The sequence below is a fragment of the Acinetobacter colistiniresistens genome (assembly GCF_000413935.1).
GTDB classification, from domain to species: Bacteria; Pseudomonadota; Gammaproteobacteria; order Pseudomonadales; family Moraxellaceae; genus Acinetobacter; species Acinetobacter colistiniresistens.
Genome location: NZ_KE340380.1, coordinates 600,505 through 624,250, shown reverse-complemented (window position 1 = coordinate 624,250; position 23,746 = coordinate 600,505). Strand labels below are relative to the sequence as shown.

26 protein-coding genes and 1 pseudogene are annotated in these 23,746 nt (G+C 38.1%); 13 read left to right on the top strand and 14 right to left on the bottom strand.

Annotation, left to right across the window (positions count from 1 at the left end; translation table 11 throughout):
* Positions 1-54 precede the first annotated feature (54 nt).
* The 3 genes from F907_RS07205 to F907_RS07215 are packed head-to-tail and all read right to left on the bottom strand — an operon-like array spanning position 55 to position 2,179.
* Entirely contained in the window at positions 55-327 is a 273-nt protein-coding gene (locus F907_RS07205; protein WP_016652467.1) for a hypothetical protein, read from the bottom strand.
* Positions 324-1,883: a PepSY-associated TM helix domain-containing protein gene (locus F907_RS07210; RefSeq protein WP_016652466.1), complete on the bottom strand. Its 1,560-nt coding sequence runs from the start codon at positions 1,881-1,883 to the stop codon at positions 324-326. The genes F907_RS07205 and F907_RS07210 overlap by 4 nt, the downstream gene beginning before the upstream one ends.
* Before the next feature lie 2 nt (positions 1,884-1,885).
* Positions 1,886-2,179 (bottom strand): hypothetical protein, encoded by a 294-nt coding sequence (locus tag F907_RS07215; RefSeq protein WP_016652465.1) that lies wholly within the window; start codon positions 2,177-2,179, stop codon positions 1,886-1,888.
* A gap of 248 nt (positions 2,180-2,427) precedes the next feature.
* On the opposite strand from F907_RS07215, the gene lpxB reads away from it, so the two are divergent.
* A complete protein-coding gene (lpxB, locus tag F907_RS07220) occupies positions 2,428-3,606 on the top strand; it encodes a lipid-A-disaccharide synthase (protein WP_162616977.1) in 1,179 nt (392 codons plus the stop codon).
* Between the two features lie 42 nt (positions 3,607-3,648).
* Here lpxB and F907_RS07225 read toward each other — a convergent pair whose 3' ends face one another.
* Positions 3,649-4,518: a DUF2797 domain-containing protein gene (locus tag F907_RS07225; RefSeq protein ID WP_016652463.1), complete on the bottom strand. Its 870-nt coding sequence runs from the start codon at positions 4,516-4,518 to the stop codon at positions 3,649-3,651.
* A gap of 37 nt (positions 4,519-4,555) precedes the next feature.
* On the opposite strand from F907_RS07225, the gene F907_RS07230 reads away from it, so the two are divergent.
* Positions 4,556-5,017, top strand: coding sequence for a DUF6231 family protein (locus F907_RS07230; protein ID WP_005270579.1), 462 nt, complete (start codon positions 4,556-4,558; stop codon positions 5,015-5,017).
* A 118-nt stretch (positions 5,018-5,135) separates the two neighbouring features.
* The gene (locus tag F907_RS07235) at positions 5,136-5,750 is read left to right on the top strand and encodes a YidB family protein (RefSeq protein ID WP_016652462.1); all 615 of its coding nucleotides are present in this window, start codon (positions 5,136-5,138) and stop codon (positions 5,748-5,750) included.
* Between the two features lie 62 nt (positions 5,751-5,812).
* Here the strand turns inward: F907_RS07235 and F907_RS07240 are convergent, their stop codons facing one another.
* The 3 genes and pseudogenes from F907_RS07240 to speB form a co-directional block, all read right to left on the bottom strand.
* The gene (locus F907_RS07240) at positions 5,813-7,345 is read right to left on the bottom strand and encodes a purine-cytosine permease family protein (protein ID WP_016652461.1); all 1,533 of its coding nucleotides are present in this window, start codon (positions 7,343-7,345) and stop codon (positions 5,813-5,815) included.
* 26 nt (positions 7,346-7,371) lie between these two features.
* Positions 7,372-8,688 (bottom strand): annotated as a pseudogene (locus F907_RS0118060) (MFS transporter).
* Positions 8,689-8,739: 51 nt separating this feature from the next.
* Positions 8,740-9,702 carry an agmatinase gene (speB, locus tag F907_RS07245; protein ID WP_016652458.1) on the bottom strand — a complete coding sequence of 321 codons (963 nt, stop codon included), beginning with the start codon at positions 9,700-9,702 and terminating at the stop codon, positions 8,740-8,742.
* Between the two features lie 146 nt (positions 9,703-9,848).
* On the opposite strand from speB, the gene F907_RS07250 reads away from it, so the two are divergent.
* Positions 9,849-10,727, top strand: a complete 879-nt coding sequence (locus F907_RS07250) for a LysR family transcriptional regulator (RefSeq protein ID WP_032862196.1) — start codon at positions 9,849-9,851, stop codon at positions 10,725-10,727.
* Positions 10,728-10,801: 74 nt separating this feature from the next.
* Here F907_RS07250 and F907_RS07255 read toward each other — a convergent pair whose 3' ends face one another.
* The 3 genes from F907_RS07255 to F907_RS07265 form a co-directional block, all read right to left on the bottom strand.
* Positions 10,802-11,899, bottom strand: a complete 1,098-nt coding sequence (locus tag F907_RS07255) for a porin (protein ID WP_005270563.1) — start codon at positions 11,897-11,899, stop codon at positions 10,802-10,804.
* Positions 11,900-12,154: 255 nt separating this feature from the next.
* Positions 12,155-12,568 carry an HIT family protein gene (locus tag F907_RS07260; protein WP_016652456.1) on the bottom strand — a complete coding sequence of 138 codons (414 nt, stop codon included), beginning with the start codon at positions 12,566-12,568 and terminating at the stop codon, positions 12,155-12,157.
* Between the two features lie 98 nt (positions 12,569-12,666).
* Positions 12,667-12,936: a YARHG domain-containing protein gene (locus tag F907_RS07265; protein WP_005270562.1), complete on the bottom strand. Its 270-nt coding sequence runs from the start codon at positions 12,934-12,936 to the stop codon at positions 12,667-12,669.
* A gap of 653 nt (positions 12,937-13,589) precedes the next feature.
* Here F907_RS07265 and F907_RS19470 point away from each other — a divergent pair.
* Both F907_RS19470 and F907_RS07275 read left to right on the top strand, forming a co-directional pair.
* On the top strand, positions 13,590-13,865 hold the full coding sequence (locus tag F907_RS19470) for a hypothetical protein (protein WP_016652455.1): 276 nt from the start codon (positions 13,590-13,592) through the stop codon (positions 13,863-13,865).
* Positions 13,866-14,243: 378 nt separating this feature from the next.
* Positions 14,244-15,014 carry a hypothetical protein gene (locus tag F907_RS07275; protein WP_016652454.1) on the top strand — a complete coding sequence of 257 codons (771 nt, stop codon included), beginning with the start codon at positions 14,244-14,246 and terminating at the stop codon, positions 15,012-15,014.
* A gap of 81 nt (positions 15,015-15,095) precedes the next feature.
* On the opposite strand, the gene F907_RS07280 is transcribed toward F907_RS07275, so the two are convergent.
* Both F907_RS07280 and F907_RS07285 read right to left on the bottom strand, forming a co-directional pair.
* Positions 15,096-15,413, bottom strand: coding sequence for a DMT family transporter (locus F907_RS07280; RefSeq protein ID WP_016652453.1), 318 nt, complete (start codon positions 15,411-15,413; stop codon positions 15,096-15,098).
* 202 nt (positions 15,414-15,615) lie between these two features.
* Positions 15,616-16,059: a BLUF domain-containing protein gene (locus F907_RS07285; protein ID WP_016652452.1), complete on the bottom strand. Its 444-nt coding sequence runs from the start codon at positions 16,057-16,059 to the stop codon at positions 15,616-15,618.
* Between the two features lie 459 nt (positions 16,060-16,518).
* On the opposite strand from F907_RS07285, the gene F907_RS07290 reads away from it, so the two are divergent.
* From F907_RS07290 to F907_RS07315, 7 genes are all read left to right on the top strand, one after another.
* Positions 16,519-17,112: a LysE family translocator gene (locus F907_RS07290; protein WP_016652451.1), complete on the top strand. Its 594-nt coding sequence runs from the start codon at positions 16,519-16,521 to the stop codon at positions 17,110-17,112.
* Positions 17,113-17,159: 47 nt separating this feature from the next.
* Positions 17,160-17,369 carry a hypothetical protein gene (locus F907_RS07295; RefSeq protein ID WP_005270551.1) on the top strand — a complete coding sequence of 70 codons (210 nt, stop codon included), beginning with the start codon at positions 17,160-17,162 and terminating at the stop codon, positions 17,367-17,369.
* Between the two features lie 155 nt (positions 17,370-17,524).
* Positions 17,525-18,406 carry a DUF4882 family protein gene (locus F907_RS07300; RefSeq protein WP_005270549.1) on the top strand — a complete coding sequence of 294 codons (882 nt, stop codon included), beginning with the start codon at positions 17,525-17,527 and terminating at the stop codon, positions 18,404-18,406.
* 15 nt (positions 18,407-18,421) lie between these two features.
* Positions 18,422-19,234, top strand: coding sequence for a DUF4882 family protein (locus F907_RS0118055; RefSeq protein ID WP_016652450.1), 813 nt, complete (start codon positions 18,422-18,424; stop codon positions 19,232-19,234).
* Between the two features lie 15 nt (positions 19,235-19,249).
* Positions 19,250-20,041, top strand: coding sequence for a DUF4882 family protein (locus F907_RS07305; protein ID WP_016652449.1), 792 nt, complete (start codon positions 19,250-19,252; stop codon positions 20,039-20,041).
* Positions 20,042-20,205: 164 nt separating this feature from the next.
* On the top strand, positions 20,206-20,931 hold the full coding sequence (locus F907_RS07310; protein WP_016652448.1) for a sulfite exporter TauE/SafE family protein: 726 nt from the start codon (positions 20,206-20,208) through the stop codon (positions 20,929-20,931).
* A gap of 145 nt (positions 20,932-21,076) precedes the next feature.
* The gene (locus F907_RS07315; RefSeq protein ID WP_016652447.1) at positions 21,077-21,676 is read left to right on the top strand and encodes an isochorismatase family protein; all 600 of its coding nucleotides are present in this window, start codon (positions 21,077-21,079) and stop codon (positions 21,674-21,676) included.
* A gap of 83 nt (positions 21,677-21,759) precedes the next feature.
* Here F907_RS07315 and F907_RS07320 read toward each other — a convergent pair whose 3' ends face one another.
* Positions 21,760-22,632, bottom strand: a complete 873-nt coding sequence (locus tag F907_RS07320; protein ID WP_016652446.1) for an NAD(P)-dependent oxidoreductase — start codon at positions 22,630-22,632, stop codon at positions 21,760-21,762.
* Positions 22,633-22,635: 3 nt separating this feature from the next.
* Positions 22,636-23,721: an alpha/beta fold hydrolase gene (locus F907_RS07325; RefSeq protein ID WP_016652445.1), complete on the bottom strand. Its 1,086-nt coding sequence runs from the start codon at positions 23,719-23,721 to the stop codon at positions 22,636-22,638.
* Between the last annotated feature and the right edge of the window lie 25 nt (positions 23,722-23,746).

Genomic DNA, 23,746 nt, shown 5'->3' with positions numbered 1-23,746 from the left:
GTAATAAAGCTATCCTTAATAGAAGTTAAGGATAGCTTCTACACAAAACCGTATTCATTTTTTGCTTGGTTTTAGTTCATTGACTGACAACACCAATAAAAAGGTCACTGGTGTAGCGAAGATCCACCAACTGATAAAGCCAATTGAACTTCCATATTCTAAACAAAGCAGGCTACTCGCACATAAAAAGCAGAGGTAAGCCGCAACTCTCAAGATAGTTCGATAACGAATGAAAAGTTGCTGTTTTGTTTTGTTAATTTGTTTAGAACTACATTTATAGAGCAGCAACATCCCGATGAAGATCAATACAAGGCTCAACAGAATCATGCTTTAACCTCCTGTTGCTTGGCTAACTTGCTTTTGATTTTCTGAACGGATTTTTCTTGAATCGGTTGAATATTTCTAAAAATAAACACCGCAAATAGGGCACAGACCAATAAGAACAAATCAACTCGCAAGAATAGCCAATAGCTGTGCAAATCGTGAATCAATTGATGCTGAATGAGGTACAGCGCGTTATAGAGTGGGAGTGCTACGGCAATTAATCCAAAGACGGCGATTTGTGATTTCCATAAATATTGCTTTTTTGTCAATAAAGCGATAATAAAACTCAGTCCCCATACGCTGAAAAAAGTATAAATTTCATAGTTGGGTGTGGTTTCAGTGATATGTACAACCCGATTGGCAAATAGATAGCTTATCATTGCCGTTGGAAGACCGACAAAGGCCGCAACATTTAGGCGATCCACCAAATAATAGCCAAAATGAAATTGATTGGATTTATTTTGAATTTGGCGCTTTAGGCTCCAGAGCAATAGTCCTGAGGCAATCATCAAACAACCTAAAATACCTGAGCAGAACAAAGCAAAGCGTAATATTGGCTGTGCAAAAGTTGCCATATGCAAGCCGTAAACACCCGCATTCAACGTTGCAACCGCGCTTTCATTGCGTGTGTTGCCTAAGATTTTGCCCTGTCCATCAAAGGTGATTTGTGCCTGATTTAAGCTAATTGAACGATCTTCTAACTGTTTAAATGTAATGATTGCCTGATCTGTATTTGGATTTTTCACCTCAATGGATGCTAAGGCTTGATCTCCCCATTGTTGTTTTACTTTTTCTAATAGCGTGCTAATGGGTAACATCTCGGCTTTTTGAGGTTCTGCTTGGTGTGCAGTATTTTTTTCAGTTGTTCGAATCTCAGTGAAATATTGAAAAGAATTTTCTGGATAAAGCTTTTGCATGCCCCAAGGCAAGTACAGATAGAAAAAAATTGCCAAGCCCGTAAAGGTAATGGTCAGAAAGAACGGCAGTGCTAGAACAGAAGAAACATTGTGGAAGTCTAACCAAGAACGCTGTGATTTAAAGGTTCGCAGGGTAAAGAAGTCGGTAAAGATTTTCTTGTGAGTAATGATGCCAGAGACCAAAGCGACCAACATAATGAATGCAGCGAGACAGGCGATCAGCCGTCCAACCATGATGGGAACACCATAGAGCTGAAAATGGAAGTTATAAAAGAAATCACCACCTTGAGTCGCTGAGAGTTTAAGCTCTTGTCCGGTATTGGCATCTAAACTTCTGCTTTCATAACCACCACTGGCTTGTTGCCAGTACATTTTGTTGACAGGTTCTTCATGATTGGCAATGTTGAGATACCATGATTTGGCATCTGCTGCATTTTTGTTTAAATAATCTGTTGCGGTGCGAATCGCTATCTCTTGATTGATTTGATATTGAGCTAGCTGTGGTTGCATCCATAAATTAATTTGATGGCGGTAGTAGGAACTTGCCCCCATCAGGAACATGGCAAATAAAAGCCAGCCAAAAATCAAACCTGTCCACGCATGTAACCATGCCATTGATTGGCGAACCCCTTTATTTTGCATTTTTAATTTAAACCTACCGATAAGCCAAACAAGGCGCCTGTTACAACCAGACTGGTTAAGCTGAGTCTTAGTAATGAATTTGTACAAAAACTCAGGATAATAAAGATCAAGTAAAAGAAAATTGAAATAAAGGCTGCAAGATAAATCGCTTCTGCTTTGTCTAAAACATGGCTAAATAAGGATGTAAGCGCCAGACATAAGTACATCATCGACAAGTAACCCATGACAAAGGCCAATACAAAGCGATAGAAAGTGCTCAGTCGATAGACAAGCGAAATAGAAGCAGATTTAGCCATAAAGGGTCTTAAAGCGGAAGAACAGGGAAATAAATCACATATGAAAATGATTCTTGTTTATGTTAAATCTTCAATAAACCACAATCAATTGCTCAGTCATCGTAAATCTAGATAATATTTTGAATGATTAATGATGTATCAGATAAGAAAAGATGTTCACCAATCAAGAACAAATTGCATTGTTTGACCTGATTCGATGTAAAATCATTTTGTTAGAATCATTTAAATATTTCTGTGGGGCGTGGATCTTGTCAAAGCAAAAACTAAAGATTGGTATCGTGGTGGGAGAAGTTTCTGGAGATACTCTAGGAGTGAAACTCATGCGTAGTTTTCGCGAACAAGGTATCGAGGCTGAATTTGAGGGAATTGGCGGCCCACAAATGATTGCAGAAGGGTTTCATAGTTATTATCCGATGGAAATTCTTTCGGTGATGGGAATTGTAGAAGTCCTTAAAGATTTAAAAAAGCTATTTGCAGTACGTGATGGTTTGGTTGAACGCTGGACTGAGCATCCCGTTGATATTTTTATTGGCATTGATGCGCCAGATTTTAATTTACGTTTATCGAAAACCATTAAGGAAAAACAGTTACCGATTAAGACCGTACAATATGTCAGTCCATCAGTATGGGCTTGGCGTCAAGGTCGTGTCCATGGGATTAAACGCAGTATTGACTTGGTTCTGTGTTTATTTCCATTTGAAAAAACCTTTTATGAGAACTATGACGTTGCGGCGGCATTTGTCGGGCATCCATTGGCCAAACAACTGCCTTTAAAAAATCCAATCACTGAAGCCAAGCATCAATTGGGCCTGTCCGCACACAAAACTCATATCGCATTATTACCGGGTAGTCGTCGTGGTGAGATTGAGCGATTATTGCCTTTATTGACTGGCGCTGCAGAAATCTTGCACCGTAAGCATCCTGATCTAGAGTTCTTGATCCCTGCGATTAATGATGCACGTAAACATCAGATTGAACAGGGTATTCAACACTTGGATGTCGGTTTAAAAGCAAAAATTCATGTTTTAGAAAATAGTGATGCGGAATCTAAAATTGGCCGTACTGTCATGAACGCCAGCGATATTGTGGCGTTGGCATCGGGTACCGCGACACTTGAGGCGATGTTACTACATCGCCCAATGGTGACGTTCTATAAATTAAATTGGTTGACCTATCTGATTGCAAAATTCATGGTTAAAATTCCGTATTACTCATTACCGAATATTATTGCAGGTAAGAAAGTGATTGAGGAACTGATTCAAGCCGATGCAACACCACAGCATTTAGCCACTGAAATTGAACGTTTAATGGATCATGAAACGGCACATATTCAAATGATGCAGCATTTAAGCATGCATAAGCAGTTGATTTCAGGCAACACTGAAGATCCAGTACAGGCGATTCTGAATTGCTTAAAAACGGGTTAAATAAAAAAGGTGGCGATTAAGCCACCTTTTTACTGAACGATCTTAAGCACGAAGAATCAGTTCATAACCTGTATATTTGCGGATATTGATCACACCAATATCCATTAATAAATACTGACCTTTAATCCCTTGTAACACACCACGAATTTTTGGGGTTTTATCTAAATTGAGTGATTTAATCTTTTCAGGATAATGCTCAACAGGATAGATAAACTCTCTTGGTTTTTCGTCCTCTAGAAATTCCAGATTTTCATTAAACTCAAGGTTCTGATTAAATTCCTCACGAATACTTTGAATCTTAGGCGCAAATTCTTCCAGAATCAGATCGCGTTTTTCAATCAGATCTAATGGCTCAGCTTCACCTTTGAGCAGTTTACGCCAGTCGGTTTTATCTGCGATTTGTGTACCAATTAAAGTTTCCAGATGACCAGACAAACGACGTGAGCCGACTTTCATAATAGGTAAAGCCTGAGTTGCACCTTGGTCTAGCCAACGTGTTGGCATATTTACGATACGGGTAATCCCGATTTTCAAGGCACTTGAGTTAGCTAAATATACAATATGCGGCTGGAAACAGACATCATGTGCGAACTGGTCTTCACGACACGTTCCTAAGTGATAATGGCAGGTTTCAGGCTTCATGATACAGAGGTCACATTCAGCTTTAGTTTTAAAACATTTAAAACAATGACCTTGTGAATAAGACTTCGGTGTTTTTGCGCCGCAAGAGGTACAAAAAATATTACCGGTCCATTCAATCTCGATTTCTTGCTCTAAAACAAAGGGAAGGTCAGTTTCTGAACGATCTAATATAAATTTATATTCAACATTTGCCTTGCTTGTTGATTGATCAGTTACACTATGCGTTTTGAGCGCTGCATGCATTTTATGACAAATGCCTTGTAGTTCCATTAATAAACTCTCATCTTTTCAATCAAGGGTTGCAGTTATGGCTGAACAAAATGTCATCACTTCTATGCTAGACGATTTATCTCAAGAACAGCCCATTCATACTGCACTTTGTATCGGTCAGCAGATTGACCAAAATGCTTCAATTCAATGGCATTATTTTAACGTAACTGACTTTTTAAGTCTGCCATTTACGCAGCGTTATGATTTAGGTTTTGTATTATTTGATACCGAAGAAATGCAAAATATCTCTGAAACACAAAAAGCACAGCTATTGGTGAAGTTAAGAGACCTGATGGCAAAGCGGATTGTGGTGGTTAGCAAGTTGGATGATGAAAAGTTACTACGTTCGCTTGGTTTCACTCAATTGATTGATAAAACTACGCATGACAATGATTTTGCTTTATGGCAATTCAATATTCTGACTTATAAGCATGTGCCTGATTGGTTTAATTCTAAATTTTGGGCGAATCCTGAGAATTGGGATAAATTTCGCTGGTAAAATAATCAGACTAGGAAAGGTTGCAAGTTCTTGCAAAATTTAACAATTTAACTTTGTTTTGTGCTTTCAAAGCAGCGTATGCTTTTTGCATAAATAATTCCAAAGGAAAGTTTAAGTCATGACTGATTTAACCAACATTGTTGAAATTTTAGCAAAGCAAGCTTTAGGCGGTCAGCAGCAATCAGGTCAAGCTGGTGGTTTAGGTGGGATTTTAGGTTCTGTTCTCGGACAACTCGGTGGACAGCAGCAAAATACCCAAGGCCAACAAGGTGGTTTGGGCGGGATATTGGGCTCTGTATTGGGACAATTGGGTGGGGCAAATACCTCAACCCAAAGCAATGCAACGGGTGGCAATACTGCACAAACCTTATTGATTGCAGTATTACCTTTGGTTTTGGCTTGGATCCAAAAACAAGGTGGTTTGCAAGGCGCATTGGATAAACTGAAAAATGCGGGTTTATCCAATCAAGTACAAAGTTGGGTTGATCCGCAACAACAAAATGCAGCAGATGTTCCAGCACAAAATATTCAAAGTTTGTTTGATGATCAGGATGTTGAACAGGTTGCACAACAAACTCAGGCACCAAAACAGGCCATTTATGGCGCAATTGCTTCTGTTTTACCCCAAGTCATTGATTCTTTAACACCTCAAGGCAGCAGCACCAATCCGCAAGAAGCCAATCAAGATATTCAGCAAGTCTTGAATTTGGTGAGTGGCTTCCTTAAAAAGTAAAATATTTTTATGCAAAAAAGCCTGTTCATTTGAGCAGGCTTTTTTAGGCCAGGTATCGATCGCTACTCTGAAATGAATGATGTACTACATTTTAGCTTTAACTTTTCAGCGGTCGGTGCTGCTCTGTAAACGATGCTTGGTTCAGGGAATAGCTTGAGCAGTGAACTATACAGTAATGCTGCAAGGAAGATACTGATGGGTAAACTTAGATCGAGCCCATTGAATAAATGCCCCCAAATACCAATAAACTGATCAGGTAAATGCACGAAACATAAGCCGATAACGGCACTTGGAATCCATGCGATGATGCCACGCCAATTCCAGCCATGGTGAAACCAATAAGCACCACCTTTTAGGCCATTTGCAAATACCTGTAAATCATCATTTTTATAGTAACCTTTACGTGTGATAAACCCGATAATCATAATGATGATCCATGGGCTGGTGCATACCACAATTAGGGTGGCAAACGTCATGACGCTTTGAGTTAAGTTGGCTGCAAAACGGCCTATAAAAATAAATAGGATAGACAGTAGGCCGACCCAGATAGTGGCTTTAACACGTGTGAGTGACTTTGGAAAAAGACTCGACAAATCCAAACCCGTGCCATAAAGAGCCGTAGTTCCAGTAGATAGACCACCAATCAGTGCAATTAAACATAGCGGAATAAAATACCAAGCAGGTGCAATCTGGATCAGCCCACCAATATAATTATTCTGTTGCATAAAGGTCGGAACACTATTGGCAACAATACTGGCCGTCATGAGACCAAAGAGAAAAGGAATTAAAGTTGCGAGTTGCGAAACAAAAACTGCCGCCATAATTTTGTGGGATGCGGTTTCTTTTGGAATATAACGAGACCAACCACCTAAGAATGTACCAAAGGAAACGGGATTGCTGAATGCAATTAATGCTGCGCCCATGAACGCTGCCCAAAAGCCAGTCTGCCCCAATTGAAGTTGTCCTGCATAGTTTGAATCAAATTGTGTGGAAAAAGCGAACATCCCTAAAAAGAATAATAGGCTGGAAGCGATCACTGCAATGCGATTGACCAGCAGCATAAAACGAAACCCATAGATACAAATAATCAGTACCAGTAAGGCAAATCCACAATACACCAGTCCATACAGCCAATTACTTTGATATGAGCTTGCAAAGAGTCGCTCGGTTGCACCAATCAGGGCATCACCAGAACTCCAAACGGAGAGGGAAAAGAAGGCAATGGCTGTCAGTAAGGATAAAAATGAACCAACAATTCTGCCATGGACACCAAAATGGGCAGCCGAAGCAACAGCATTATTGGTTCCCGTTCGAGCACCAAAAATGCCCATCGGTGCTAAAATACACCCACCCAATAAGACTCCACATAAGATTGCCCAGAATCCAGCCTGAAAAGACAGACCAAATACAATCGGGAAGCTGCCTAAGACACAGGTGGAAAAGGTATTGGCGCCGCCAAAACTGAGGCGAAATAAATCAAATGGCGTTGCTGTCCGAGCATGCGCAGGGATTTCTTCGATACCATAACTTTCAATTGTTGTAATCTGTTTAGAACGATCTCTATGCATGATGAGCGACTCTCCATATTCATTCATGAACAACCCTAGGTTCTTTTTGTTAGTTATCCATTCAGCAGCTTGTTCGGGACTTGGTTACTTTCGTGTTGGTGGCTGAGCTGTTGTTGTCTTAATCGGGTAATGCCACAAATTCCAATCAGAGATAACAGTGATAGGAAACTAAACAGAAAGGCTAAAGGGAGCCATTGGCCTGCATAATGTTGAGCTAATAAAGTTCCAATGATGGGTGTAGTGCCACTGGTGATTGCCGCAATCATTTGATAGGAAATGGAAATCCCTGAATAGCGGACATGTGCAGGAAACGCTTCAGCCATAAAACCTGCGACCACAGCATATAAAGATGACAAGGCAAGCACAGCCAAGGTGATACCTAATACGATGAAATAGATATTCTTAGTGCTGACCAGCATAAACATGGGATAAGGAATGACGATGCAGAGGATTGCTGCCCAGAATAAAAAGCGATGTGCTCCAATTTTACTGGCATACCAAGCAGCAATAGGCATGGCTAAAAATTCAAATAGGGTGACCCAGAACAATGCATCTAATATCGTTGGTCGGCTGATCCCCATATACTGCGTGACATAGCTAATCATAAAGGTATTGGTAAAAAAGAAACCCGCAGTGCCAATGGTGATGGCGAGACCTGCAAAGACCACTTGCGGCCAATAATTTTTAAGCAATTCTTTGACAGGGTATTTGGCTATTTCTTACTTGGCTTGCATCTGTTTGAACTCAGGGGATTCTTCAACGCCTAAGCGAATGGCAAGACCGATCAGCATAAATACAAAACTGAGTAAAAAAGGCACACGCCAGCCCCAGCTCAGTAAGGCTTGTTCATCCAAAGACGTAATGCCTTTAAAAACTAAAAGACACAAGATCAAACCTGCTGGACTGCCCATTTGAGCAAAAGAAGCAAAAAAGGTTTTTTTATGGGTAGGGGCATGTTCGCTGGCCATTAACACGGCGCCGCCCCATTCACCACCGACGGATAAGCCTTGCAAAAAGCGCAACACAATCAGCAGAACGGGTGCCCAAATTCCGATATGATCATAACTGGGTATCAAGCCAATGCCTGTAGTCGCGAGTCCCATCAGCAGCATGGTAAACAGCAGCATTTTTTTGCGGCCTAATTTATCGCCTAAATGTCCGAAAATAACGGCAGCAATCGGTCTGGCAATAAAACCGACAGCAAAGGTTGCAAAAGCTGCCAATGTGCCAGTTACAGGATCAGTTTCAGGAAAAAATACCAAGCCGAGAACCAAGGCGGCAGCTGTTGCATAAACGTAGAAGTCATAAAACTCAATAGTTGTACCAACGAAGGCTGCGGCAGCAGCCCGTTTTGATTGATCTTTTTTCATTCCGTATAGACCTATTCAAATCCATGTTTTTTATTGTTTTATAGCGGGGAATTATTTACGTATTTTCACTCCGGGAAGCACGCACAACATTTCATAGAGCAAATTTGCACCCAGTGATGAGGTGTTGCCTGTGGTGTCGTAAGGCGGGGAAACTTCAACCAGATCACATCCGATCAGATCTAATCCCTGACAGCCACGAATGATCTCCATTGCTTGAATAGTGGTTAAACCACCAATTTCAGGTGTTCCTGTACCTGGTGCCCACGCAGGATCAATCCCATCAATATCAAAAGATAAATATACAGGCCCACCACCGACTTGCGCTCTTACTTCCTGCATTAAAGGAACAAGTGATTTATGCCAACATTCTTCTGCTTGAACGACACGGAAGCCTTGACGGCGACTCCAGTTAAAATCATCTGCGCTATAGCCTTGAGCGCGTAAGCCGATTTGAACGACACGTTGACAATCAAGTAGGCCTTCTTCGGCAGCACGTCGAAAAGTAGTGCCATGTGCAACTTTTTCACCAAACATTTCGTCGTTGACGTCAGCATGTGCATCGATATGAACCAAACCTACGGGACCATGTTTTTTATGGATTGCACGTAGGATAGGCAGGGTCAGCGTATGATCACCGCCAATGGTGAGTGGAATAATGGGATGTGCCAGTATGCGGTCATAATGCTCTTCAATAATGCGCACCGCTTCTGTCAAATTAAAGGTATTGATTGCCACATCGCCAATATCAGCCACATTGAGTGAGTCAAACGGTGCTGCACCTGTTGCCATGTTATATGGACGAATCATGACGGATTCGGCACGGATTTGCCGAGGTCCGAAACGTGTCCCAGAGCGTAGGGACGTACCAATATCTAAAGGAATCCCAACAAAAGCAGCATCGAGTTCTGCCAGACCTGCGTCATTATCCACAACTGGGAGTCGTAGCATTGAGGCAATACCACCAAAGCGTGGCATTTCATTTCCACCAAGCGGTTGATTTAACGTCTTGTTCATCTGTTTCTCCTTTTTTCTATTTATTGACCAACATTGAACAGGGTTAAATCCTATTTTTAAAAAACTTAGTTTTGATTTTTCTAAACTAAGTTTTATAGGAATGCTTTAAGATTGAATAATGCAGAGGGATAAGTGAGATGGATGCCATGACGCATATGGATATCAAGTTGGTCCGAATTTTTGTAAGTGTTGTAAAAAATCAGGGATTTGCTAACGCTCAACAAGAACTTAATTTATCAACCTCGGCAATCAGTACCTATATGACTCAATTAGAGCATATGGTCGGTTTTAAGTTATGTGAACGTGGACGTGGTGGTTTTGCATTAACTCAAAAAGGAGAAATGTTTTTTCAGGAAGCCAAGCGTATATTGAATGAACTGGATAACTTTTCCAGACACACGGCACAGATCAAAGGCGAACTTACGGGTACCATTAAAATCGGGATGCTGGATTCTATGGTGACAGATCAAAATATTCCTTTAGATCAAATCATTCAGCAGTTTTCAGAACAAAATCCTAATATTTATATCAAGCTGCAAGTGCAATCACCTTATGAGCTACAAACCGGGATTTTGGAAAACCGTTTTGATGTCGCGATTGGTTGTTTTTTTCTAAAAATGAATGGGGTCATGTATCAGCCCTTACATAAAGAGCAACAATGGTTGTTTTGCAGTGATACACATCCTTTGTATCAGCAGCAAGGTTTAACCGCAGAAAAAATTCGACGTGAAAAAATGGTGAGTCGTGGTTATTGGAGTCACACCGAATTGGCAAAGCAGGGTTTTAAGCATTCGTTTGCCACAGTTGACTCAATGGAAGCGCAATTGGTGCTTATTTTATCGGGGCAATATATCGGTTATCTACCCGAACACTTTGCACACTATTGGGTAGAGCAACAGCGTCTAAAGGTCTTATTACCCGCAACTTTTGGCTATGCAGCACCTTTTTCTCTTATTTTCCGACGGGGCCGAACCCAAGATCCTGTGATTCAGAATTTCCGTAAAATTATTAAAAACTTTTTTTGAAAAATACCTATTTTTTATAAAAATAAAAAAAGGGCAGATTGCCCTTTTTCTATAAGCTTGGATATAATTTCAAATTAGAAGTTATATTCCATACCTAAACCGATAACAGTTTTCTTGTTATCATCTTTTTGCCAATCGATTTTTTGCTGAGCAACAACACCATAGAAGCGAGCTTGCTTGTTAATGTTGTAGTCTGCGCCTACGCCATAAAGGTCATTTTTACGATCTTCACGACCATCAACTTCAGTTTTAGCAGAGATATATTCTGCTTTTAACTTGATTGGAGTTTCAGGAATTACGTATGCAGCAGTTACACCGAATGCATTTTCTTTTAAGCCTTTATAAGAAACAGCTGGAGCAGTGCCTACAACGACTGTATCATCAGTTGGCTTAGCTGTTTGCCATAATGCACCAAATACCAAGCCCTTAGCACCTACAGGTGTTAAATCTAATGAACCAGTTACACGAATCGCATCAGAGTAAATTTTACCACCAAGCTCTTTGTTATAAGCATTATAGGTTGATGCTACACCACGGTTACCAGCAACTGCCGCAGCTAAACCGATGTCTTTGTTTTCATAGGTAAGAGATGTTGAGATACCATCACCAAAACCGTCACGGCTACCTTTTTGACCTTTTGCATCATTTTTAACAGCTGAAGATTCTTCACCTTGTTGGAACATGATGTTGAATGCCAAGCCACCTAATAATTTCTTGTCAGTTTCAAAGCCAACTACGTTACTTAAACGATCTTCACCGACTAGAACTTTAGTCATATCAAGTTCAGTGTGGTCGTTATAGATGTCCTGATTGTTACCCGCAGCAGTTTTAAGGTAAGAATCATATTGACCGACTTTTAAAGTACCAATGCCATCTGATTTAATACCAACAAAACGGTTACGCATACCCCAATCTGTGTCTGAACCTGTACCGTCAGTTGCAACACCCCATTCTGCTAAATAAACTGCAGAAAGTTTGTCAGTCAGTTTTTCTTCACCTTTCACACCAATACGAGAAGCGTTAGAGTTTACTTTTGTTACGCTTTCGTCTTTAAAGCCATTTTTATCAATTTGGTCCAAAGATACACTAAGCTTACCATACAATGTTGGTGCTGCTTGTGCTGCATTCATGGCTAAAGTTGCTACAGTAGCAGCAAGAAGCAATTTTTTCATTGAGATTTCTCCAAAACACTTTTTTGTAAATGGCTGATGCCTTAGTTACTGTTATAAGCTTGCTTGTGTACATAAAGTTACACAGCTCACTGACTTGTATGCAGTATCGGTAAACTTTGTGACAGAGAAGTGAAAGAAAAATGACAGTTTGATGACGATTCATATTTAGTAATAAATATATTTCTTGTTATTTTTTATGTAATTATAAAAATAAAAAACGGAGTCATTACTCCGTTGTTTTGTTCAAAGCATAGCTTAAAGTGCGGCTTTGATCTTTTCAGCAAGCGTCTGAATTTTCTCTTGATCACCCATTTTTGCTGCATGGCGACCAAGTTCATGAATTGAGCTTGGGATCAAATGAAAATGTACATGAGGAACTGTTTGTCCAGCCGCTGCGCCTGAAAGTTGCATGAGAACAATACCTTTTGCATCTAAAGCTGTTTCCATTGCCTGAGCAATCTTCTGCACGATTTTGATGGTATACGCCGCTGCATCAGCAGGTAAATCGAGTAAAGTAACAGCAGGCGTTTTTGGAATCACTAAAGCATGACCATCTGCTTGGGGCATGATATCCATAAATGCGAGAACCTGATCATCTTCATAAATTTTGATTGCAGGTAGTTCACCACGAAGGATTCGTGCAAAAATATTTTGGTCATCGTATGCCATAATTCATCCTTTAAATGGAGCGTATTCTTTAACAACTGACAATTTCACTCTCTTGGAAGAGAGTGAATAGGGAAGCTTAATCCTTCAGAGAGCTTTCTTTATTTGCAATTAAGCTCTTTTTGACGTGCTTTGATTTCATCAAGACGTTGTTGCTCTTTGTCAGAGAACTTTGGCTTTGTGGTATGGCAATTTTCATTACCAAACTTTGCCTTAGCATCTGCATCTTTGAAACAGAATCCTTTAGAAGCATAGATCAGGTTATAGTCATCCTGTAACTTTTTACATTCTTGTTCTGGTGTTGCAGCTTGTACACTAAAACCTGTTAGGGTGATTAAGCCAGCAAAAACTGCAACCATTAATTTATTCATGAGGTGTTCCTCTAATTAAAAAAGTATAAATCAAAGCTGTAGATATAGGGCATTTGATCGCTACGTATATACCAATATAAGGTTTATTAATGAAATTTCAATGAAACTGTATGGTAGGAGTGTAATTTTACTCCATAATTCATCCATATAATATTGAAAAACCTTATATATCAATTGCTTTTTTATAATTTTATATAAAACAAATAATTATAAGTAATTTTCTTTTGTATTATCTGACTTGGTTTTACACTATTTTGCTCTTTTTTAACATTTATTTATGCCTTAATTTCACTCATATGCATTTTAACAAATTAAATTGTAAATGTTGCTATGGACTGTATTTTGTCGAGTTTCGGAATTAACAATCCAAATATCAACGTTGTTTGGGAACATAGAGTTCGATTGACTATGGACTTATCTAAATCAACTTGAATACTTACCGATTAACGCTTCAGCCTTTGAGGGGAAAGCCACTAGTTCAATGGTGAGAAAATAATATACGCTAAGAAACGCTTGATCCTGTAAGGCCATTAGAGTGAATACTTACACAGAAGGAAATTCCTGTTTTTTTTGATTGCGAGTAATTTAAAATATATTTATAATTAATTGAAATTTATATAATTTTAATAAAAATCTACGATGAATCAAACAAGATGCTAAGAAACATTAAAAACAACTTTCCGATTTTTATACTGATCATCATTGTAGTTGCTGGGTTAGGCTATCCCTTTTATTCAGGTAAGCGGATTATGGTGCCTAGACTCAGTGAGATTGATACTCAGTGCTATGGAGTTGATGTACCTGAACGCATCAAGCATAACGATGTCTTGCACTTTTGTTCGTGTATTCATACCGCTGGAATTGAAAACAAAGAAGAGAAATATAAGTACTGTATGAATCAGTCATCTCTTGAGAACCAAGCTTCCTGACATGGTAATTGTTCTTGATCGCTTATTCAGCAAGAACAAATAAAGCTTTGTTCTACGTTCTGATTTGTATGATCAGTAGGCCTATTGTGTAGCTGAGCTTTAAAATTTTATCAAAATAAGCATAATTTTGTTGATTCACGTCACACTTTTATCTATATTTAGCCTGTTGTTTGATAATAACTAAACAACAATAACCTTCGTTCAGCGCAAAAGAATTAAGGGGAAGCCCACTCATTAGAGTGGGCTTTTTAATTGCGTACAATAGATGAAAAATACCAGCTAAATTCCACATATATCGGTAGATTTTTATTTTTATATGTGACAAAGGGTGATCAATTTGCTATAAGAAAGCCCTAATTTATAACAAGTGGTAAATTCATGAAAAAATTGGTATTTATAGGGTTTTTAGGGTTAGGTTTGACTGGGTGCGGTGGTGGTAGTGACTCCACTTATGTACCAATAGATAAAGATAATAATGGTAATGGCGGTTCTAATAATGCTGAAATCCAAGGTGTTTATTCTGGTTCGACGAATCAGGGGCAGAGCGTTACTGGAATTATTGAAAAGAACAATAAATTTTGGTTTTTATATACACCACCATACCAAAATGTAGTCTCAGGTTTTATTAGTGGCGATTTAAAAGTGACAGGTAAAGTAGCACAAACGACCAATGGTAAAGACTACTATTTTGCTGGAGCAACCAGTTCTAATACCTCAATTATGGCCAATGCTGAAACTAAAAAAAGTCTAAATGGAACGATCGCTTATTCGGGAATTAACCAAGTCACTTTTAATACTACGTATGATGCAAGCTTGAGCGAATCTTCAGCGAAGCTATCTGATATCGTTGGTACTTATAATGGTACTTCGGCAATTGTACAGGGTGTAGAAAAAGCAACTGTTTCAATCGCGAGTAATGGTGAGATTTCTGGACGTGGAATAAGTGGCTGTACCTTTACCGGTAAGGCAACAACCATTCCTGGTGCAGCGTATTTTAAATTGGATCTATTATTTGGATATTCTCAATGTTATATGGCAGGTCAGACCGTAAGTGGAATTATCTACTATAATAAAACCAATAGGGCATTCTATGCCGCGGCTGAAAACAGTAGTAGACAAAATGCTGTACTATTTCTAGCTACCAAATAATTTTGCTTATTATTGAGTATAAAAGGCCATCTATGCAGATGGTCTTTTGATAGAGGAAATAAACATTTCCCTTATTCAGAATTAGTTTGTAGTCACTTTCATCAGTACTACGCCGAATATGATGGAAGCTGCTGCTAAAAGGCGTAAGAATCCCATGGGTTCATGTAAGAAGAAAATCCCAATTAGAAATGCACCGACAGCGCCAATTCCTACCCAAATCGTATAGGCAGTGCCCAATGGGAGGGTTTTCATCGCAACGGCTAACAAACCGAAGCTTAAAATCATAAAGACAATAGTAACGATGCTAGGCGTAAGCTTGGTAAAACCGTCGGACATTTTCATGGAATATGCCCACACAATTTCAAAAATACCAGCTAAAATTAGATAAGCCCAAGCCATTTCGACACCTCATTTTATTAATATTTAGGTCGTCCTAAAGCTTGAAATTTGAATAAAGAGGTCGTCCTCTTCGTTAGATATATAAGCACTGTTAAGCAGTTACTTCAATTTCTTTTTGTTAAATTTTATTCCAGTTGGTAAAAAGGTACCTTTAAGACAGATACCTTTTTAGATCATTATCATGAATAAAAAGCTCATTCATTTACGAAACATAAGCTTTTACATCATATTCAGGTTCTCCAGCCAAAACAGAAACAAATTTCTCGACTGTTTCAGCTGTTAGCAGATAAGGGTTAAATTCTTCTAAATGGTATTTCATGAAAAAATCTGAAATGTTCTGATTAATAGGTGAAAACTTCATTGACCATTGTGAAAAAAATTGATTCTCGCATTCGGTGTAATAGAGAATCTCGCAATTGATATGTCGTTCATCTTTCACAATTTTGTTATAAAACAAATCATCAACGATGTTTTTTTGACCTTCTAAGCATTGTACAAAATAGCCATGACCATAATATAAAACACCTCTGATATCGTTACGATAATTAAAATCCACAGCCTCATCGAGGATCTTAATCAAATCTATTTTTAAGTTTGAGTCAATATTCTTAATTTTGCTTACGTATAAAAGTCTTACAGACTTCATCAGTTTTGCTCATTTTTAAGGTTGAATTGTTGTTATAGAAAAAACAATAGTTTGTATACTTGAGTCTGTAACTGGAACTTCAGCTTTCGTAAATCATGTTCTTTTGATAACCCGTTAAAGTATAAAAAGAGAAGGGCAGTTAATCATTATTTTTCACATTTGGAAGGTGATGTTGCTGTAAATTTTTTACTTAAACTTTAGCGCTGAATTTTGATCAATCATCATCTCATTACGTGAACTTATATGATGCTATCTACATGGAATTATTGGATAAATGTGATTTTTATCACAAATTTTTAAAAGATATATTAAATTATTAGTTAAACTTATTAAGCGGTAATATCTTGATTTTAAATATAAAAAAATAAACAGAATATTTTTCGTTACAACCATTTTGTCGACAACTACTGATTTATTTTGCCATATTGCGTTTGCGAAACTTAGCAAAGGTATTTGTCTATGGTGTCATTTCTGTTTATTGGTTTGATCATTACGATCTTGCTAACACCTGGTCCAACGAATACATTATTGGCTTCGTCTGGAATCCAGACAGGTATTAAACGTTCATTGAAATTGATCCCTGCGGAGGTGATTGGTTATTTCATTGCCATTACAACATGGGGCTTTTTACTCGAGTCTGTTTCACACTATGTGCCTTGGCTGCCCCCGTTAATCAAACTACTCAGTGCAACTTTTATTATCTATTTGGCAGTTAAATTGTGGATTACTTCTACAAAACAACTGGATTTGAGCCAACCTTTGATTACGTCTAAGGCTTTATTTGTTGCAACTTTACTGAATCCTAAAGCTTTATTATTCGCTTCAGCCATTTTTCCACACACTGCTTGGCTTAACCTGCATGAATACATTGTTCATATGGGTACATTCCTGGCTTTGATTACACCGATTGCTTTTTTATGGATTGCATTTGGATCTATTTTAATTTCAAACAAAATCTCTTGGCTGAATCAACGCAATTTACAACGCTCGGCAGCATTTATTTTAACTTTCTTTGCGATGCCGCTGGCTTATTCAGCAATTTCATCGTTCTAAATTTTCGTTTTGCTGCTGTATTTAAAATTTAAAAAGAGGAGTTTTTTATGAACAATATAAAAATTAAAGTAAAGGATCAATTTGAGGCTGAAAAGATCGCGACAGCTAGAGTAAAAGTTGTCAATGATCAAGAAATTCCCTTCTTTAAGCGTATTGAACATATTGAAGTTGAGGGTGAAATCCTTTTACCTAATATTGATTTACTTTTTGAAAATCCAAAAGATGGTACTATTTATAGATATGTAGGGACTGTGTAGTTTCACAGCCTATAAGGTGGACCCATGCTCAGGCATGGGTTTTTTATTGGTATTTTCCTCATAATTTTAATTATTTCCATTTATCTGTTTTTAATCACTTATTTAATTAAGAATGTATACTGTTTTTTCAATTATAAAAATGAGTGAGTAAATAAATGAAAAAGATAGTACTAGGGACCATTATTAGTGTAATGCTTACAGGAAGCACTTTTGCGGCTTGTAGCTATGATTTAGATGCCAGTTTACAAGATATAAAGAGTTGGCAAACAAGTAGTAATAGCAGATTTCCTAATTATCCAAGATCATTCGAATTGATTCCAAATATAAATCAAGTTAATCAAAAAGTAAGTGGTTCAATAACTCTTCTAAGTAATATTCCTGTCGATCATTATGCTACATCAAAAAAATTAGCAAACTTTAAAGCCCAATATCCTTTTACTGATCGGGTACCTTCGAACCTACCATTTATCGATAAACCTGTAAGTACGACTGGTATTGTTGGCTTAGAATCCATTATCGATATAACTAGTTTAAACATAGATATGGGAACAGTTAAAGATTCTTATGAGTTTGGTTATAGTTTAATGGGGTCATCTCAACAGAAATTAGAACTTGGTTTAGATATCGTATATGGGAAATATAATAATACGACGGTATATGCAGATGGTGATTATATTCATGTCACAGGTGGTTCTCTTAAGCCCGATGGAAATGGTTTTACAACATTAAAAGAAGTAGAGCGAAAGACCCATAAAATTACAATTCCAGCTGATGGGAAAATTAAAGTCGGAATTTATATAAATCAATCTACTCAGCAAGTCGGCTATATCATAAATGGTATCAATTACGGTTATTTAAATATTAATCTTCAAAATGCTATTACTTCACTGGGTTATTCAGCAGGTATCAATCAAAACAATAATACAGGCTCACTTTTGATTGGTAAAAGTGTGGGGTTACAGCTCATTACCGACCATTCAAATATGCAACTAACATATCCGACTGGCGCTAAGGACATCTGCGGAAATACAATTTAAAGGGACGATATAAAAATGAAAAAATTATCAACCACTGTAATTTTTTGTTTAATTTCAATTGGGAATGCATCTGCTGCTTGTAGCTATATCCTTGATGCTACAAATGCTCAATTAGCACAAATACAACCTAATATCTCTCAAAAATTTTCATCAGTAAATATAACCACACAGCAAAGTTCTCAAACAATAGCTGCTTTTGCGGGTAAATATATTTTTCTTTCAGGTTCAAATTTAGGTGTACAAAAATTATTGAATTTTCCATCGAATCCACAAGCTACGGTTTTCGGTGATAAAGTTATGCCCCAATCTGGTGTATCAGTCTTTGAGTATCAACTAAATAACTTTATTCCTCAATTAACTGGAGATGAACGTCAAGTAATAAAGAGTGGTTTAATTATTTACGCTGGAGCTCAAGATAGCCCTATTCAGAATATTGTGATTAATGCAACTTTGGATAATGTCAACGATCCTTCATTTGGACAAAACTCTATATTGAATCTTAATTTCCTTAACTTTAAAAATAGTAATATTGCGAGTTTTTCATATCCTGTAACATTACCTATATCTAATAATTTTAAACTTGGTTTCTATATAAATCAGGATGGTAATCAAATTGGTTTTAACTTAAATGGTATTAATAAAGGGTATTTGTTTAGCTTTGATAGGAAAATAGAAAAAATTTCAATTTTACCGCGAGCAGATATTGAAGTGCCTATTGGGGCAACAGTTGTAGGTCAAAATGTAACAGGTACGCTTATTACAGATAGTAAAGATATTACATTAGCATACCCATTAGGCTCTCGAGACATCTGTGGTAATATAATTTAATAGGAAATTATAAAAATGAAAAAATTATCAACAGTCATATTGGGTAGTTTGCTTTCGATCGGGAGTGCGTCGGGCGCTTGTCGTTATGATTTAGACGCAACCGCAGCGCAAATTTCAGCTATGCCAACAACTATTCCAAATTTAAAGTTTCCAACTGTCACAGGTCAAAGAAGTGCATTCCAAGTTACTAGCAATAAGTTGGATACCTATAATGTAAAAATGTTTTTTGCAGCTAGTGCCAATACAGCACAACAAATGGCAATAAATAATCAAATTTTAGTTGGAGATAAGAATATAGCGCCAAGCGGGCAAATTGCTTTTGAATTTTTAATTAATAATTTTTCGGATACGCTTGTCACAAGTAATACTTTTATAGCAATTGGCTACAATATTATCCTTACAGATACAGCGAATGCACTAAAGTTAGCTAATATTTATGTGATTAATGATTCAGTATCGGGGAGTTATATCAAAGTTAATTTCAGTGATATGAATGGCGGTAATGACACAACAAATATATATCCGATTGCAATATCTTCTATACCAGGGTTGAGAATAGGGATGTTTATTAATCAAAATACGAAACAAATTGGCTTAAACATTAATGGGATCAATAAAGGGTATATTACTTCTTTTAATGGGATACCGAGTAAACTCAGTTTTTTGACCTCGGGCTATACAATGTACGTTAAAAATAATGATCCCAATATTGGTCAAACGATCTCTGGTGAGTTAGTTACCGATAAAAATAAAATGGGATTAACCTATGCTCCAAGTACGACTGATATTTGTGGAACAACGCTTTAAGCTGGGCCTCCTTCGGGAGGTTTTTTTATCAGTATTTGTGATCTCATTTAATTTATTTTGTGGCAGGAAATAAGCAATCAATAGAGAGTGAAGGTTAACCAAGCAGTTTAATTTAACGGCTAAAATATTATAGAATCAAGACAATTATCTTTGTGTTTTATCCTATGATCTATGTTGCACTTGCCTTGATTGGCGTTCTTTCGGGCTTGATTAGCGGCATTGTCGGTACAGGATCATCGATCATTTTATTGCCTATTTTAGCCTATATTTTTGGGGCGAAGCTTGCAGTGCCAATTATGGCAATTGCCTCTATTATGGGAAATATTTCTCGTGTTGTGATGTGGCGTAAAGAACTCAATATCAAAGCTTTTCTATTATTTGTCAGTCTCGGTATTCCAGCAACTGTACTTGGCGCAAATACACTTTGGGTCATGTCTCCATTTCTCTCTAATCTATGTATTGGTCTATTTTTCTTATTTCTTATCCCGATACGGCATTATGCAAAGCATCGCAATTTTACTTTGAATGCTTGGCAAATGGTGGTTGCTGGTGGGGTACTCGGATACATTACGGGTATTGTGTTTTCTACAGGACCTTTATTGCTACCAATTTTTAATGGATTTGGTCTGATAAAAGGAGCACTTTTAGCAACTGAGGCAGCAGCATCTTTTGCTTTCTATTTGACAAAGAGTATAACTTTCGGTGCATTAGGTGTTTTACAGCAAAATATCTTAATTGCTGGGGTTGCAGTGGGCACCTCTTTAATCATTGGTAATTATATTGGTAAAACCTTTGTATTAAAAATGTCTGATCGAAGCTTTAGCCTTATGCTTGATGCGATGCTTTTGATTGCGGGCAGCTCTATGCTGTTCTCTATTTTTCTACACTAGGGGGAATCTTCGCTAAAATATGGAATCGCTATAGAGTAGAAAGGGACCCAAAGAGTTTACAGAGGATTTGGTGTTTATTTAGTCTGTAACTGGAAGGTCTTTAAAATGGAAGCGAAGAATAAATACTTAAAGCCAATATGTTAAGTTGCTTTCAGAGCATAAGGAGATCACTATTTCAACCAAACTTCATGTGGTCGACGCATTGATTGTCGTGGATGTGCAAAATGCTTTTGTGTCAGGTATAGATGCTGTACCTGAATCAGAACAGTTGATTGCATCCATCAGTATTTTACTTGCTAAAGCAAGATCTGCTCATGTGCCAGTGATTTTTCTGCAGAATGATGGGGACGAAGGGGCTACAGATGAACCATTTCAAACAGGTTGGGTATTATATTTTCCTCCGCTGTCTAATGAGTTTGTCGTACGAAAATATGAGGACAATGGTTTTGATGGAACATCACTCCAGAAAATTCTGAACGAACTAAAAGTTAAGTCTTTAATAATATGCGGTGTGCTGTCCGAAATGTGTGTGGCTGCGACTGCACGTGAAGCTTTTGCACTAGGTTATGATGTGTTGTTAGCACATGATGCGCATGCGACGTATGATGTACCCGCAGGGCCGGGATCGGAGGGGGTACCTGCTGCTATGGCAGCCAGAGCAGCAGAGTGGTCATTGGGTGATGAAATTAGGATTTGCGCATCGGTGAGTGAAGTGGATTTTTATGCTGATTTATATAAAAAATAATCTAGATATGGTTCGATATATTAAAAAACCACTCAATAGAGCGGCTTTCATATTGGCAAAAGAATTTTTACACGAGAACTTTCTTATTTCAGCGTGATTTTAGTCCACGATTCATACATTTTCACTGCTGCGGAGAAGTCACTATCTGCTTCAGCGGTTAAATTCGCCGCCTGAATCAAGCTTTGTGTTAAAGACAGGATTGGTGCAGGAAGTTTTGCATCCTTGACTAAATCAAGGGCGATACCTGTATCTTTTGCAAGCAATGGAAGTCCAAAAGTTACGGGGAACTCTCGACTCAATACACGTTGCGGAAAAATCGTTTCTGTCACCAGACTTTTACCACTCGATGCATTAATACAGTTCAGTGCTGCATCCAGATTGACACCATGTGCTTTTAAAGTACTAAAGCCTTCAGCAACAGACCATAAATTCACAGCAAGCAACATATTATTAATGGCTTTTACCGCAAAACCAGCACCAGATTCACCCACATGTTGAATCAGCTTTCCAACTGCCGCCATTGCTGGATAGGCACGTTCAAAGGCATTAACATCCCCGCCAACCATCACAGTTAAGGTCGCATTTTCTGCGCCAACAGTTTGACCACTTACAGGTGCATCTAGAAAATCGATATTTTGTACTTTGAGTTTCTCTGCCAAACGGCGAGCTGTCTCGGGTACACCACTGGTACAGTCAATCCAGATGGCACCTGATTTAATTGAAACATCTTCGATGAGTTTCTCAACATCATCACTGGTGGGTAGGCATGAAAATATAACATCAGCCTGAACTGCTTGTGCAAGTTCAACGGCTGTAGTCCCATATTCTGTTGCATGCTGTTCAGCTTTACTAAAATTTCGATTCCAGACATAGACCTTCTCGAAATACTTAGGCAAATGCGCCGCCATACGATAGCCCATAGCGCCTAAACCAATAAATGCAACAGATTGAGTCATAGTTTACCTTTTTATCTGTGTCGACCGTTCGGCTAACCATGTTGTCAGTGTTGGCCAGAACTCGATTGAACTGTTTTGACTGGACATTAAACCTAAATGTCCACCAGGGATAAGAGTAAACGTGACATCTTGGCTACTTGTCAACAGGGTCAACGGAAATGCAGATTCAGCAGTCACAAGTTGGTCACCTTTTCCTGCACCAACTAAAAGAGAACAATTAATATTTTTTAGCTCGATGGTTTTGTTCTTGAGTTGAATTGCACCATTTTTTAACGGATTTTGCAGCCAAACATTAAATAGCATGTCTTGATTCACGCCACCCGGGTAATCAATCATATTATTTAAGAAGTGACTGAGTGTGGCATCTTCTTGCACGAGCTTTAGATTATCCAAGTTTTTTAAAAGTTGGATATTGCCATCAATCCAGCCTTTAGGGTCAAGCAGCTTAAATCCAAGCGAGTTCAGAAAGCCAGAAGAGTGGATCATTCGTTTAGGTAAACGGTTATAAATATATTCCTTAATAGTTGAATTTCGTGTGGTGAGATAAGCTAAGGTTTTGTACAACTTGCCAATATATCCTGAAGCATAGCTGTCGATTGGGCTGCCTAAGACCACCAGATTTTTCACGATACTCGGCTGATGACGTGCGGTATAAAGCGTCACGAATATTCCAGCCATACTCCAACCATGCAGCGAAATTTTTTCAGATTTGGAGTGTTGCTGAATGGCTTCTAGACATCTAGGAATAAACTTATCAATAAAAGATAGAAAGTTGATTTGATAATTCTTGTAGGTGAGTTTACCCCAGTCAATCAGGTAAACATCAAAACCGCTTTCCTGAAAGTGCTTGATCAATGAGCGATAAGGATAAAGGTCGTAGATATCCATGTTGATCGCCAAAGGGGCAACAAATACCAATGGCTCTTTATAGCGTTTATTCTCAGAAGCGTAGAAACGCACACAGGTCTGTTTAAATTGAGCAATCACTTGATATGGCGTGGATTGAGACAAAACCAGTTTGTCGGCATCGAAGACACGCATAGCCAGATGTTTAAAATTTATTTTTTGCTGTTCCACAAGCGATTTCATCTTATAAAGTCTCATCATGAGTCAA

Coding starts and splice junctions, on each gene's coding strand:
- F907_RS07205 (WP_016652467.1), bottom strand. CDS start 327: ATGATTCTGTTGAGCCTTGTATTGATCTTCATCGGGATGTTGCTGCTC.
- F907_RS07210 (WP_016652466.1), bottom strand. CDS start 1,883: ATGCAAAATAAAGGGGTTCGCCAATCAATGGCATGGTTACATGCGTGG.
- F907_RS07215 (WP_016652465.1), bottom strand. CDS start 2,179: ATGGCTAAATCTGCTTCTATTTCGCTTGTCTATCGACTGAGCACTTTC.
- F907_RS07225 (WP_016652463.1), bottom strand. CDS start 4,518: ATGGAACTACAAGGCATTTGTCATAAAATGCATGCAGCGCTCAAAACG.
- F907_RS07230 (WP_005270579.1), top strand. CDS start 4,556: ATGGCTGAACAAAATGTCATCACTTCTATGCTAGACGATTTATCTCAA.
- F907_RS07235 (WP_016652462.1), top strand. CDS start 5,136: ATGACTGATTTAACCAACATTGTTGAAATTTTAGCAAAGCAAGCTTTA.
- F907_RS07240 (WP_016652461.1), bottom strand. CDS start 7,345: ATGAATGAATATGGAGAGTCGCTCATCATGCATAGAGATCGTTCTAAA.
- speB (WP_016652458.1), bottom strand. CDS start 9,702: ATGAACAAGACGTTAAATCAACCGCTTGGTGGAAATGAAATGCCACGC.
- F907_RS07250 (WP_032862196.1), top strand. CDS start 9,849: ATGACGCATATGGATATCAAGTTGGTCCGAATTTTTGTAAGTGTTGTA.
- F907_RS07255 (WP_005270563.1), bottom strand. CDS start 11,899: ATGAAAAAATTGCTTCTTGCTGCTACTGTAGCAACTTTAGCCATGAAT.
- F907_RS07260 (WP_016652456.1), bottom strand. CDS start 12,568: ATGGCATACGATGACCAAAATATTTTTGCACGAATCCTTCGTGGTGAA.
- F907_RS07265 (WP_005270562.1), bottom strand. CDS start 12,936: ATGAATAAATTAATGGTTGCAGTTTTTGCTGGCTTAATCACCCTAACA.
- F907_RS19470 (WP_016652455.1), top strand. CDS start 13,590: ATGCTAAGAAACATTAAAAACAACTTTCCGATTTTTATACTGATCATC.
- F907_RS07275 (WP_016652454.1), top strand. CDS start 14,244: ATGAAAAAATTGGTATTTATAGGGTTTTTAGGGTTAGGTTTGACTGGG.
- F907_RS07280 (WP_016652453.1), bottom strand. CDS start 15,413: ATGGCTTGGGCTTATCTAATTTTAGCTGGTATTTTTGAAATTGTGTGG.
- F907_RS07285 (WP_016652452.1), bottom strand. CDS start 16,059: ATGAAGTCTGTAAGACTTTTATACGTAAGCAAAATTAAGAATATTGAC.
- F907_RS07290 (WP_016652451.1), top strand. CDS start 16,519: ATGGTGTCATTTCTGTTTATTGGTTTGATCATTACGATCTTGCTAACA.
- F907_RS07295 (WP_005270551.1), top strand. CDS start 17,160: ATGAACAATATAAAAATTAAAGTAAAGGATCAATTTGAGGCTGAAAAG.
- F907_RS07300 (WP_005270549.1), top strand. CDS start 17,525: ATGAAAAAGATAGTACTAGGGACCATTATTAGTGTAATGCTTACAGGA.
- F907_RS0118055 (WP_016652450.1), top strand. CDS start 18,422: ATGAAAAAATTATCAACCACTGTAATTTTTTGTTTAATTTCAATTGGG.
- F907_RS07305 (WP_016652449.1), top strand. CDS start 19,250: ATGAAAAAATTATCAACAGTCATATTGGGTAGTTTGCTTTCGATCGGG.
- F907_RS07310 (WP_016652448.1), top strand. CDS start 20,206: ATGATCTATGTTGCACTTGCCTTGATTGGCGTTCTTTCGGGCTTGATT.
- F907_RS07320 (WP_016652446.1), bottom strand. CDS start 22,632: ATGACTCAATCTGTTGCATTTATTGGTTTAGGCGCTATGGGCTATCGT.
- F907_RS07325 (WP_016652445.1), bottom strand. CDS start 23,721: ATGAAATCGCTTGTGGAACAGCAAAAAATAAATTTTAAACATCTGGCT.